Here is a 12,319-nt window from a genome sequence, read left to right on the forward strand (position 1 = left end):
GCCTGGGTGTAAAATTTAAAGAGCAAGTTTTTACAACTTGCTCTTTAGCTCGGGGCATTAGCTCAGTTGGTAGAGCACCTGCTTTGCAAGCAGGATGTCAGGAGTTCGATTCTCCTATGCTCCACAGTTTTCCCGGTTCACCTTTGTTGGTGGGCCGGGATTTTTACTTGCTTTTACGGCGTGTCGTTGTGGCATCGATTCCGGTGTCATAGGTAACCGGGCGCCCGTAGTGGTCGTGTGGTTGTTCTTGTTGGATCAAGTCGGGGACGTTGGCGAGTCCGTCTTGACCCCAGTTTTGTTGCCTGGCAATCGCGACCGGGTTGCTGGGCAACAGCGTGAGGATTAACAGCTAATGGCGGAGTCGAAACGTCTGCATGGTGGGCTAGTTACCCCTTTAAGCTCGCGATTTGGTAGTTGCAACTCCAATCGGTAGAGTTTGGGATTGTTCCTAAAGGGGCCTATAGCTCAGTCGGTTAGAGCGCATCGCTGATAACGATGAGGTCGCAAGTTCGATTCTTGCTAGGCCCACCAGGAACAAAAAAGGGGCATTAGCTCAGTTGGTAGAGCACCTGCTTTGCAAGCAGGATGTCAGGAGTTCGATTCTCCTATGCTCCACAGTTTTCCCGGTTCACCTTGTTGGTGGGCCGGGATTTTTGTTGTTTAGATTTTTGAAAGCACACTTTTGTCCCTTAACTAGTGCGTGTGTACATTCGACACCAAGATTTGGGCAATATGGTGCCCAAAATCAGGAAATCTTGCTGTCTAATGCACAACGGAAAACTGCTCACGGACGAACTAGTTGTAGCGAGCGTATTCTTTGTGTTCTCTCACGACAGGAATACTGCTATGGCGATCGAGTCCATCGCGTACACCAGTGAAGCACTCTCAACCGGCAGTGGCCGGCTGGGGCATGTGCGCTCCACAGATGGTGCGCTCGAATTTGAAATGACACCGCCAAAGGCTTTGGGCGGATCCGGTGAAGGCACCAATCCAGAACAGCTGTTCGCGGTAGGTTACGCAGCCTGTTTCCACTCTGCCATGCACTCTGTCGCACGCAGCCGCAAGATCACTCTTGAAGACACAGCGGTTGGTGCCCGAGTTAGCATCGGGCCAAACGGCGCTGGTGGATTTGAGATTGCCGTAGAACTCGAAGTATCGATTCCTCAATTGCCACAAGCAGAAGCCCAGGAACTTGCTGATGCCGCGCACCAGGTGTGCCCGTATTCCAACGCCACACGAGGCAATATCTCGGTAACTGTGTCAGTCATCGACGAAGAGGCTTAAAACCACAGGATTAACAAAACTCTCAGTTTCTACACTGAGGGTCTTGGTCTTTAGAGCGAGGGACGCGCTACATTGACCTGAAGTGGTGGAGGTAGGCGTCGAGAAGCAAATTCTTTTTGTTCGCTGACACCGGTGAGTTCGTTGGTGGGTCAAGCCTTCAAGTACGCTCGGTTGCGGCTTGATGGTGGAGCAGTTGCAACCACAAGACCTGCTTCAACAAGGCCACGAAGCAGCGGCCGAAGAGACGATGCAGTTTTCCCTGTTTTTGTGGCAATTTCTCGAATTGTGACAGGAGTTGTTTTATTGATTGCATCTAAGACTTCTTGTTCGCTTTGAGTTACATTCACAGACGATGTCGCAAGCTGATATTGGTTCTGTAAGTTTTGGTTTAGAACGCCCCGATCAACCAAAGCGTCAAGTAAGCTGCGCATGTCTTCTGAATCATGACCAGTTTGATTGCGGAGATCTCGAGACGTTACCGCTCCAAGTTCTTTTGCGAGAACAAGAGCAATGCCTTGTGTGTTAGAAAAATCTGATCCGAGTTTTTCTACAAGCCATTCACTTGTTTGGGCATCTAGAAGACCGTGACGGCTGAGTTCGACAGTGACGCTAGAAATATCAATCTTAAAATTCGGTACCGGAAGTCCCGCTTCACGCATCAAATTGAACATTCGGGGAACGCCAGTACCGTTGCTTTCAGCAAGTACTCCTTGTACTTCATGTGTCCATGGAATATCCATTAGGATTCTTGAAAGCACACGATTTCTTGGTTCAGAGTATCCGTCCAGTATTGACTCTGGGCGTTTACCATTGGGTAATCCACCTGGACTCGTGATCTCAACTCGATCCTTATAGATGTCTACATGAATTGCTTCATTTTGAGCTAGCTCAGAATAATCACGGTGAAGTACGGCGTTTGCTAGAGCCTCTCTCAAAACTTCTTCTGGGATTTCTAGAACATCTTTACCTGAGAGTCCTTCAACGACGCGGCGTACACGTAGGTTTCGTTTGATGGCAGACATAGCCTCTTGAACCATCTCGAGAAGATTTCCCTCGCAGATTTTTCGGTCTTCAAAACGAATTGAGGTACCGATTGGTGACTTATGCAGACCTGGATGTACGGCAACATCAATGATCACTCGGGGGAAAAACTGTTGAGGATAGCTTCCGAGAGCCAGTAAGCCAGCAATCGTCAGTTCTCCCTTTGATGTAGTGATATTTTTGCGCAGTAACCAGTTATCGTCTGTTCCAAGGGAGCGACTATTTGACTCAATTAGGCGCTGCTTAAATGACGCCGCGAGCTGATTGTTGAGATCGTCGATGCTTGAATCTGGAACTGGATTTCTATCTGTTTTGGTTTGAACAAACCTATTTTGGAGCTCGTAAATTTCAAGATGACTGAGCTTCCGGTCTTCATCGCCAACGCGTTTGAAGCTGCCATTAGTGATTCCGACGGGAAGATAATAACAGGGCCCGTTCACTGACAACGGTGAGACTGAAACTAAAACAACTTCAGCACCATCAACAGTCATTTCATGAATTTCATGATGGGGCACTGGTTCCACTTTTTGGGCGTCGCGATCTTGTGGATTTAAACCTGCACGAATGAACTGGATACTCGCCTGTGAATCAAATCCTTCAACTGGAGTGAAATCTGGTTCGCTTAGCCCCAATAGGATGTATCCACCGTTGGTGTTTGCGAATGCGCTTAATGATTCCCAGAAGCTTTTTGATCCTTTGCTTAAAGGTAACCGACCCCAAGATTTCACTTCTACGGTTTCATCGTCTTTTCCGTTTTTCCTAAGACGCTCAAGGTCTTTCTCTAATTCGAATGGTTCCACGGTGGCGAGTGCCCCACAATCTATTAAACGTATTAGGTATCCCTGTCAGTCTACTTCACTGAGACCCTCAGTTTCTACACTGAGAGCGTCACTTTATACACTGAGACCCTCAGTTTCTACACTGAGGGCGTCACTTTATACACTGAGACCCTCAGTTTCTACACTGAGGGTCTTAGTTTTTTTAGTGAGGAGCGCGCTACGTTGACCTGAAGTGGTGGAGGTAGGCGTCGAAAAGCAATTTCTTTTTAGCCGCTCACTCCGGTGAGCTCGTTGGGGGTTCCTGGCAGGGTGGCGCTGGCAAGGATGTTGCCGTTGGCCAGGTCAACAACATGGAGTTCGTTGTTTGATGGGTCGGAGACGTATGCGCGGTCCTTGTTGATGAACAGGGTTGGGCGTGCTTCTTGCCATACTTCTGGTTCGGTCCAGGCATCGATGACGGGGTAGGTGTTGGTGATGGCGCCGGTGTTGGCATCGATGATGTGGAGTGCGCCGTCGGTGCCTAGAACTACTGCTTCGCCTGCAGGGCCACGGCCAAGTGAGCGGAAGGAGTAGGAGGTGCCGAGGTCAACGAGGGTGAGCTCGCCGGTCTCGGTGTTGGTGAGGGAAACGCGCTCTGGGCGCTCCAAGTCGGCGTCTTTATCTACCTTGTAATCGCCGAGGACGACAGGAGAGACGTCGCTGCCTGATTGGTTGCCGATGCGACCGTAGGAATCAGGTGCCTGGACCTTGGTGAACTCGCCGTCCTTGTAGATCAGTACACCGTCTTCACAGCCAACTGCGATGGCGTCACCGAGTGCTGCGCTTTCACCGTGAACGCCGGGGCACTGTTCGTTGCGGGCGATTTCTTCACCGGCTGCGTTGAATACGACGGCGCCGTTGCGGGAATCCTCATCGCCCAAAGTGTGCAGCAGGTCGCCGTTTTCGAGGACTACTGCCACGCCGTGGTGGGCTTTGAGGGCGTTTTTGATCTCAGGTTCTACTTCATCGCCCTTGAGGAGGGAAGCGGTGTCGAAGATCTGGATTTTGCCGTCACCATCGCCGAACAGCACGGTCTTGCCGGCGTGGTTCACTACATGACCAGGCTTATCGGTGGAGTAGGTGATGTCGGTGAGTTCTGGGGTGGCGGTGTAGCTGTGGGTGTGATCGCCGTGTGGTTCGGTCCATGCGCCGGTATCAAAGAGCTGGAAGCCGCCACCTGTGGAGACAAATACGTGGCGTCCGTCTCCTGCACTGTTGAGGCGGTTAAAACCTGCTAGTTCGGTGTCTTCCAGGATTTCCAGAGTGTTGGCGTCGAGGGTAATGATGCCACCGTCGTAGGTGGTGACGATGCGGGCCTGCGGGGAGGACACCTCAACGGCAGTGCTGCTGCCTTCGGCTTCGTGGCCATCATGATCGTGTGCCTCGGAGCTTGCTGTTGCAGAGCTAGACGCAGTTGCAGTATCTGCAGAGCTGTCAGTGCCACAGCTTGCCAGCAGGATAGATGCGGTGGATACCGCAGCAATAAGAAGTAGCTTGGAGTTTTTCATGGTTCTCCTTTTAGTAAAACATTTAGTAAAACGGGGACTGTTTAAGACTGTTTAGGACTGTTTAGGACAAAGTGCTTGCAATGCGCTCGGCATTGATTTTTTGCATGCTGATGTAGGTGGGTGCTTCACCATCTGCATCGGTGAGTGATTCCGTGAAAATGGACACCACTTGAACATCAATGCCAGCGTTGCTGGCCAACACTTCAGCTAACCGTTGTGGGCTTGAGGTATCGGTGAAGATTGCGGGAACATTGTTGTCTTCGATGGCGGTGGAGATGTCATTGAGGTCAGATGCTGAAGGCGCCGCCAATGTGCTTCCACCTGGGATGATGGTGTCAATGACGGTGTAGTTAAACCGGCTGGCCAGGTATCCAAAAACATTGTGATTGGTTACCAGCTTGCGGTTTTCTGGGGCCACGCCGCTGAGCAATTCGGTGACTTCCTCATCAAGGGCAACAAGTTCCTCACGGTAGTGCTGGGCTGATTGTGTGATCGATTCAGTCAGGGAAGGATCGAGTTCTTTGATCAGTTCAGCTTCTATAACTTCCGTGGCGGCGATCATGCGCGCCGGGTCTGTCCAAAAGTGAGGATCTGGAACGCCGGGGGAGTAGTCAATGACATCGATGTGTTCGCCGACTTCCAAGACGGGAACCCCTTGGCTTTTGGCATTGTCCACATTGGATTGAAGGCCCTCTTCAAGTCCTAGTCCATTGGCCACGATGAGATCGGCATGTTCCATGGCAGCGGCGTCTTGTGCTGAGACTCCGAAGGAATGTGGATCTGCGTTGGGTTTCATGAGTACTTGGACATCTGCGGAATCTCCCACGATATGGCTTACAACATCACCCAGGATGTTGGTGGTGACCACAATGTCAGGGGTGTCATCTACAGCGGAACAGGCGGTGATACCAAAAGCTAGTGAGGCGGCAACGGCTGGAACAGCTAGTAGTTTTCGGAAATTTTTCGCGGAGGAAGCCCCAAAGAGCTCCCCATTATTGAAAATGTCTTTCAGTATCACGCGGTGAAGTTTAACCTACTAATGGCACTCTTTGTCAATAAGGTGGCAAAAAATATCGCAGCACTTAACAAAGTGATAGTGGCTCCCGCGGCAGTGCTTGCGTGCCAGCTGATTAAAAGCCCGAGGTAAATTTCCGCGCATCCAAGAAGCGACGCGACGATCATGATCAGTGAAATACTTGCTTTGTCTTGCACTAAAAGTGCAGCCGTGGCGGGCGGACCAATGAGAAGTCCAAACACTAAAAGCGTTCCCACCACCTGAAACGACACCACCGTAGCTAATGCGATCAGTGCCAGCATGAGTAGGTGTGCAAAGCGGGGATTGAGTCCTAAGGTGTGAGCTTTACGCTCGTCGAAAGCGAGTGCAGTGAACTGTCGGTGGAAGAGAAAAATAGTCAATCCACCCAACACTGTTGCAATGGCGATGATGAATATATCCGAGGGTCGCACGCCAAGAATGTCTCCAAAAAGGAAACTGGTGAGGTCTACGGCGTGGGAATCGGAGTGGGACACAATAACCACGCCGAGGGAAAGCATGGTAATAAATTGCAGGCCAATGCTGACGTCTTGGGAGAGGCTGGATTTTCTGCTGGTCCACACCACTCCGGCTGACATGATTAATGCGCTGATTGCTGCGCCGAACATGAGATTTCCGCCCAATAGTGATGCCGTGGCTACTCCGGGGAGCAAGCCGTGCGACATAGCGTCGCCGAAAAAGGTTAGCCTGCGCAAAATAACCCACGTTCCAATGAGTGAGCATAAAATTGCGGCCAGGCATCCGGCGACCAGGGCGCGGGAGATGAATGAAACGTCAAAAGGCACTATGAGGGCGTCAGTAAAAAACTTCATTTGAAAATGATAACCGTTATCATTAAGGAATGGCAGAACTCAGCGTCCGGAATCTCACATGCACATACGGCAATCACATCGCGCTCAACAACATCACGGCACGCTTCCCAACCGGAAAAATAACTGCCCTCATCGGCAGCAACGGCTCCGGAAAATCCACACTGTTGGAAACTTTGGCGGGCATGCTGGCACCCCGCAGCGGAAGCATTAACAACCTTGTGCCAGAAATCGCGTTCGTCCCCCAACGCAGCCACGTCTCCCATAATTTGCCCATCACGATCAGACAAACAGTCAGCATGGGGCGATGGTCAGCCAAGAAAAACTGGCAACGACTCACTGCCGCAGATTGCAACATCGTGGACAGCTGCCTCGACCGGCTCGAAATCTCCGGCCTCGCCGACCGCCCCCTCGGCGAAGTATCAGGCGGGCAGCGCCAACGCGCCCTCATAGCGCAAGGTTTAGCGCAACAGGCGCCCTTATTGCTTCTCGACGAACCCCTCGCCGCCGTGGACTCCCACGCGGCAAGTCTTATCGAAGATGTCATTAACCAACAACGCAACCAAGGAACCACAATTATTCTTGCGACTCACGATCTTGATCAAGCACATCAAGCAGATCAGATTATCGCCTTGGAAAAAGGAATCATAAAGCCACAGCGCAAAGCCACTGAATCAATAAAGAAGCGTTAATAAAGTTTGACTTGTGCCTCTGACCTGCGTTGACTTGAGTAAATGAAGCTACCAAGACTCGCCGCAGCGCTCATTGGTGCTGCGCTGTTAATCACGGGTTGTTCAGCTACCGGGGGAGCACCACGGGCAACAGATGGGGCATCAGGCGGAGGAACCGTCGATACGCCTCGGTTGGTTGTCGCGATGGTGAGCCACGGCGCGCCGGGCGATACTTTTTGGGATTTGGTCCGAAAAGGTGCTGAAGACGCCGCCCAAAAAGACAACGTTGAACTCCGCTATTCCTCTAATCCGGAAATCCCTGAACAATCCAACCTCGTGCAAAATGCCATCGATTCACGCGTCGACGGCATCGCCATGACCATGCCTAATGCTCAATCACTAGGACCGGTCGCTCAAAAGGCCGTGGATGCGGGCATTCCTGTGGTTGGTCTCAACGCTGGAATGAACGAATACCAAGATTATGGAATGACAGGATTCTTTGGTCAAGATGAATCCGTCGCAGGAGCATCCGCAGGAGCGCGCCTTGCCGAGGAAAACGCACAAAAAGTTTTGTGTGTGATCCATGAACAGGGCAACTCCTCCCAGGAAGCTCGCTGTGGTGGCGTGTCTGAAGGTTTGGGCAAACAAGTAGAAACCCTGTATGTCAACGGCATGGATCTCACCTCAGTGAACTCCACCCTGCAGGCAAAACTTGCTCAAGACCGCAGCATTGATTGGGTTGTGGGACTCCAGGCTGGTGTATCAATGGCTATTTCTGATGCGGCAGACGCTGCGAACTCAGAAGTAAAGATCGCCACCTTTGATACAAACGCACAGCTCATGACCGCTATTCGTGATGGCAAGATCCAATTCGCCATTGATCAGCAACCATATCTGCAGGGCTACATGGCCGTGGATTCGCTGTGGTTGGCGCACCGAAACGGCACCACTGTTGGTGGCGGACGACCCGTGTACACAGGACCAGCCATTGTGGATGCCACCAACGTTGATGTCATTGCTGAAGCCGTTGGGGAGGGTCTGCGATGACAAAAATCAAGAGTGGGGAGGCGTCGACAAGCATTGTTGAGCGCGCCTTAAAGCGCCCCGAACTGACCAGCCTGCTTGGCGCCGTGCTTGTTTTTACGCTGTTTATGGTGGTCGCGCCGGCATTTAGGTCATGGGATTCGATGGCGACCGTGCTGTATGCGAGTTCCACGATCGGCATCATGGCGGTTGCCGTGGGCCTGCTGATGATCGCTGATGAATTCGACCTGTCCACCGGCGTTGCCGTGACAACTGCAGCGCTGGCGGCCTCGATGTTTAGCTATAACCTGTGGCTGAACACCTGGGTGGGCGCGCTGATTGCATTGGTGATTTCGCTGGCCATCGGCTTTTTCAACGGCTTTTTGGTAGTGAAAACCAAGATTGCATCCTTCCTGATCACCCTTGCCACTTTCCTTATGCTGCAGGGTATTAATCTGGCGGTCACCAAGCTGATTTCCGGCACCGTGGCCACGCCAACCATCGCGGATATGGAAGGTTTTCCTTCAGCGCGTGCGGTGTTTGCCAGCTCGATTCCCATCTTTGGTGTGAATATTCGCATCACTGTTTTTTGGTGGCTGCTGTTTGTTATCGTCGGCACTTTTGTGTTGTTTAAGACGCGCATCGGCAACTGGATTTTTGCGGTCGGTGGCGATGAAGAGGCAGCTCGCGCAGTCGGCGTTCCCGTGCGTGGCGTGAAAATCGGCCTGTTCATGTTCGTTGGTTTTGCCGCCTGGTTTGTGGGCATGCACAACCTGTTCCTCTTTGATTCGATTCAGGCTGGTCAAGGCGTGGGTAATGAGTTCCTCTACATCATCGCTGCGGTGATCGGAGGCATCTCCATGACTGGTGGCCGCGGAACAGTGGTGGGCACAATGATTGGTGCACTCATCTTTGGAATGACCAACCAAGGCATTGTTTATGCAGGTTGGAACCCTGACTGGTTCATGTTCTTCCTCGGCGGCACCCTACTTCTGGCTGTTTTGCTCAATCACCGATTCGAGCGTTTCAACAAGGAGCGATCATGACAGACCTCATTCAACTCCGCGAAGTATCCAAAAAATACGGTGCTTTCCAGGCCCTCAACGACATCAATTTGAACGTCCGCGCAGGCGAAGTCACCTGTGTTCTGGGTGACAACGGCGCCGGAAAATCCACCCTCATCAAGATTCTCTCCGGCCTGCATCCCGCCACCTCCGGCGAAGTAATCGTGGCCGGCGATGTAGTGAATTTTGGATCCCCCCGCGACGCCCTCGACGCCGGAATCGCCACCGTCTACCAAGACCTAGCAGTGGTCGGGCAGATGAGTGTGTGGCGCAACTTCTTCCTCGGCCAGGAACTCACCGGCCGATTTGGCGTTCTGAAACAAGAAGAAATGCGCCGCATCACCGACGAACAACTCCGCGAAATGGGCATCGAACTCCGCGATGTCGACGTCCCTGTGGCCTCCCTTTCAGGTGGTCAACGCCAAGTTGTCGCCATCGCCCGCGCCATCTACTTCGGCGCGCGCGTCCTCATTTTGGACGAGCCCACCGCAGCGCTGGGCGTGAAACAATCTGGCATGGTGCTGCGCTTTATTGCCGCAGCACGCGACCGGGGGATCGGCGTCATTTTCATCACGCACAACCCCCACCACGCCTACCTTGTCGGTGATCACTTCATCCTGCTCAACTTAGGCAAGCAGGTCATGGACAAATCCCGCGCAGAAGTCGAGCTGGAAGAACTCACCCTCGCCATGTCCGGCGGCGGCGAGCTCGACTCACTCAGCCACGAATTGAAGCGTTAACCTACTTCTTCTTTTCGCTCTGGGTGCGCTGAGGTGCATTCTTCTTATCAAACTCAGCCTGAATGGCCTCAGCTTCCGCCTCTTCTGCCGCTTCCTGCTCCGCATCGGCCTCAGCCTCGAGCTCTGCCTCTAGTTCAGCTTCGGTTTTGGCTTCTTCTTCGGTGGTTTCTGCTGGAGTTTCGGTGGCCTCAGCTGGGGCTTCAGTGGTTTCTGGGCTTTCTGTGGAGTACACCAACTCTGGCTCCTCCACAGCAGCCTCAGCCACAACCTCAGGCTCATCCTGCTCCACGGCCTTCTTCAACTGAACCTCAACCCGTGGAGGCTGGGTGCCTGGGGTTTCCTTCTTGGTCTTGTTCAAAAACGCGTAGGCCACCGCGACGATGCCGGAGGTCGCTAGCGCCGCCAACGACAGATTGCGCACCCAGTGCGACTCCTTCTTTTCAGTCGCCTTGCGGGCTGCCTTAGCGGCCTTGTCTGCTTTTCGACGCGCCTTCCGGTTCAATTTCTTGCCCGATTCACGTGCGTCCTTCAACGCAGAAGTGCCCTGCTTGTCAGCCTCAGCGAGCGCCTTTTCCAGACGAGCACGAGCAGCCTTGGTGACATTTCCAGCCTTATCGCGCGACTCAGTATAAAATTCCTTCGCTGATTCCCGCGCAGTCTCTACAGCCTGCTCAGCTTTTGGTGCATATTCACCAGCAGCTTGGGACAACGCATCATAAGTCTCAGACACCTTGCGGTCGCGGTAATCCGCATAAGTTCCATAAGCTTTACGTGCGCCATCCACTACTAACTTGAGGTTGCCAATCGTGCTCATATTCAACTCTCCTTAAATTGGTCGCGTTCTTCTAAGACCCCACATTAGTAAAAGCATGGGACATGTGGTTGGCATTTCGCTCGATGTAGTTATGATGGGCGTTATGACTTCTAAGACCGCAACTGCGATTCTGCATACAAATCGCGGAGACATCACCATCGACCTGTTCGGCAACCACGCTCCAGAGACCGTCGCTAACTTCGTTGGCCTGGCACAGGGCACCAAGGACTACCAGTCCGCAAACGCTCAGGGCGACAGCGAAGGTCCGTTCTACAACGGATCTGTCTTCCACCGCGTCATCGACGGCTTCATGATCCAGGGTGGAGACCCAACCGGCACCGGCCGTGGCGGCCCTGGCTACACCTTCGCTGATGAATTCCACCCAGAGCTGCGCTTCGACCGCGCATACCTGCTGGCAATGGCAAATGCGGGCCCAGGCACCAACGGTTCCCAGTTCTTCATCACTGTGACCCCAACCCCTCACCTGAACAACGCTCACACCATCTTCGGTGAGGTCACTGACGCTGAGTCTCAGAAGGTTGTGGATGCAATTGCAACCACCGCAACCGATCGTTACGACCGCCCAGCTGACGCAGTTGTCATCGAGTCTGTAGAGATCACCGCGTAACAGCCACCTCTACGTACACTAATCTTCAGGTTATGCCGCAAGCCGGTATGACCTGATTTTTTTATGCCACAAAAACCTGTTGAAAGACCAGTTGAAGATTGTTGGATTCATGAATGTAGAACGGATTTATCGACAAGCGCCAGCAAGTACGTTGATCTCTTTAGCCATCATCGCTGTGTACGCAGTGACGGCCATTCAATCGAGATCAGTGACAGACAACCTGGGTTCAACCAGTATCGGTGACGCGTGGATTCTGTACGCACCGCTGATGGATGATGGTGGCTTTGGTCCACTGCGTGCCATCGGAGGAATGTTCCTGCACATTGGCCCCGGGCACATGCTGTTGAACCTTGTGTTGTTGTGGTTGCTGGGAAGAGAAATTGAACGAGACTTCGGTTCTGCGCTTTTCACTGCGATGTACTTTGTGGGCGGTATTGGTGCGTCTGCAGCTGTCATCTGGATGGATCCCTATTCACCGACAGCAGGTGCTTCCGGCGCCATTTACGCCATGATGGCTATTTTGGTGGGGCTTTTTGTGTTAAGAAGCGCGGATATCCGAGCACCCTTGATCCTTATCGCCATCAACATCGCCTATACCTTGATGTCCACCAATGTTTCTCTGTGGGGACACCTTGGAGGTTTGATCACTGGAGCTTTAATTACTTGGCCAATGGTTAAAGCGAAAACTCAAAGAACACGGTGGATTATCGTGCTCATTGGTTTTGCTGTAGTTGTGGCTGCTGTCATTCTAGGAATTGACCGGGTGTAGACACATTCCGCCCATTGCCCTCACCGGGGTCAAAAATTTGACATCCGGTGAGGGTATTTCTGTATCTATCGCTTGACAGGAATTGAACTAAATTAC

13 protein-coding genes and 3 tRNA genes are annotated in these 12,319 nt (G+C 52.5%); 10 read left to right on the forward strand and 6 right to left on the reverse strand.

The window, feature by feature from the left end; translation table 11 throughout:
• Positions 1-51: 51 nt before the first annotated feature.
• Positions 52-124: transfer RNA gene (locus CGL_RS00130), tRNA-Ala, on the forward strand.
• 39 nt (positions 125-163) lie between these two features.
• On the opposite strand, the gene CGL_RS00135 is transcribed toward CGL_RS00130, so the two are convergent.
• On the reverse strand, positions 164-331 hold the full coding sequence (locus tag CGL_RS00135) for a hypothetical protein (protein ID WP_011265448.1): 168 nt from the start codon (positions 329-331) through the stop codon (positions 164-166).
• 123 nt (positions 332-454) lie between these two features.
• Between CGL_RS00135 and CGL_RS00140 the strand changes: the two genes are divergently transcribed.
• The 3 genes from CGL_RS00140 to CGL_RS00150 all read left to right on the forward strand — a co-directional run bounded on the left by CGL_RS00140 (position 455) and on the right by CGL_RS00150 (position 1,284).
• Positions 455-531 (forward strand) — tRNA-Ile (locus CGL_RS00140).
• A gap of 11 nt (positions 532-542) precedes the next feature.
• Positions 543-615: transfer RNA gene (locus CGL_RS00145), tRNA-Ala, on the forward strand.
• Positions 616-846: 231 nt separating this feature from the next.
• Positions 847-1,284, forward strand: a complete 438-nt coding sequence (locus CGL_RS00150) for an organic hydroperoxide resistance protein (RefSeq protein ID WP_011013326.1) — start codon at positions 847-849, stop codon at positions 1,282-1,284.
• 149 nt (positions 1,285-1,433) lie between these two features.
• On the opposite strand, the gene CGL_RS00155 is transcribed toward CGL_RS00150, so the two are convergent.
• From CGL_RS00155 to aztB, 4 genes are all read right to left on the reverse strand, one after another.
• Positions 1,434-3,125: an ATP-binding protein gene (locus CGL_RS00155; protein WP_011013327.1), complete on the reverse strand. Its 1,692-nt coding sequence runs from the start codon at positions 3,123-3,125 to the stop codon at positions 1,434-1,436.
• A gap of 245 nt (positions 3,126-3,370) precedes the next feature.
• Positions 3,371-4,651: a zinc metallochaperone AztD gene (aztD, locus tag CGL_RS00160; protein ID WP_011013328.1), complete on the reverse strand. Its 1,281-nt coding sequence runs from the start codon at positions 4,649-4,651 to the stop codon at positions 3,371-3,373.
• Between the two features lie 61 nt (positions 4,652-4,712).
• A complete protein-coding gene (locus tag CGL_RS00165) occupies positions 4,713-5,669 on the reverse strand; it encodes a metal ABC transporter substrate-binding protein (protein ID WP_011013329.1) in 957 nt (318 codons plus the stop codon).
• On the reverse strand, positions 5,666-6,517 hold the full coding sequence (gene aztB, locus CGL_RS00170; protein WP_011013330.1) for a zinc ABC transporter permease AztB: 852 nt from the start codon (positions 6,515-6,517) through the stop codon (positions 5,666-5,668). Before aztB ends, CGL_RS00165 begins: the two co-directional genes overlap by 4 nt.
• Before the next feature lie 29 nt (positions 6,518-6,546).
• Here aztB and aztA point away from each other — a divergent pair, with 29 nt between their 5' ends.
• The 4 genes from aztA to CGL_RS00190 are packed head-to-tail and all read left to right on the forward strand — an operon-like array spanning position 6,547 to position 10,012.
• Positions 6,547-7,206 (forward strand): zinc ABC transporter ATP-binding protein AztA, encoded by a 660-nt coding sequence (gene aztA, locus CGL_RS00175; protein WP_011013331.1) that lies wholly within the window; start codon positions 6,547-6,549, stop codon positions 7,204-7,206.
• A 42-nt stretch (positions 7,207-7,248) separates the two neighbouring features.
• Positions 7,249-8,232: a substrate-binding domain-containing protein gene (locus tag CGL_RS00180; protein ID WP_011013332.1), complete on the forward strand. Its 984-nt coding sequence runs from the start codon at positions 7,249-7,251 to the stop codon at positions 8,230-8,232.
• Positions 8,229-9,254, forward strand: coding sequence for an ABC transporter permease (locus CGL_RS00185; protein ID WP_003855379.1), 1,026 nt, complete (start codon positions 8,229-8,231; stop codon positions 9,252-9,254). The genes CGL_RS00180 and CGL_RS00185 overlap by 4 nt, the downstream gene beginning before the upstream one ends.
• Positions 9,251-10,012 carry an ATP-binding cassette domain-containing protein gene (locus CGL_RS00190; RefSeq protein ID WP_011013333.1) on the forward strand — a complete coding sequence of 254 codons (762 nt, stop codon included), beginning with the start codon at positions 9,251-9,253 and terminating at the stop codon, positions 10,010-10,012. Before CGL_RS00185 ends, CGL_RS00190 begins: the two co-directional genes overlap by 4 nt.
• Position 10,013: 1 nt before the next feature.
• Here CGL_RS00190 and CGL_RS00195 read toward each other — a convergent pair whose 3' ends face one another.
• Positions 10,014-10,826 carry a hypothetical protein gene (locus tag CGL_RS00195; protein ID WP_011013334.1) on the reverse strand — a complete coding sequence of 271 codons (813 nt, stop codon included), beginning with the start codon at positions 10,824-10,826 and terminating at the stop codon, positions 10,014-10,016.
• Positions 10,827-10,917: 91 nt separating this feature from the next.
• On the opposite strand from CGL_RS00195, the gene CGL_RS00200 reads away from it, so the two are divergent.
• The gene (locus tag CGL_RS00200; protein WP_031512456.1) at positions 10,918-11,454 is read left to right on the forward strand and encodes a peptidylprolyl isomerase; all 537 of its coding nucleotides are present in this window, start codon (positions 10,918-10,920) and stop codon (positions 11,452-11,454) included.
• Between the two features lie 109 nt (positions 11,455-11,563).
• Positions 11,564-12,223, forward strand: a complete 660-nt coding sequence (locus CGL_RS00205; protein WP_034983883.1) for a rhomboid family intramembrane serine protease — start codon at positions 11,564-11,566, stop codon at positions 12,221-12,223.
• Positions 12,224-12,319: the final 96 nt, after the last annotated feature.

Source organism: Corynebacterium glutamicum ATCC 13032 (assembly GCF_000011325.1).
GTDB classification, from domain to species: Bacteria; Actinomycetota; Actinomycetes; order Mycobacteriales; family Mycobacteriaceae; genus Corynebacterium; species Corynebacterium glutamicum.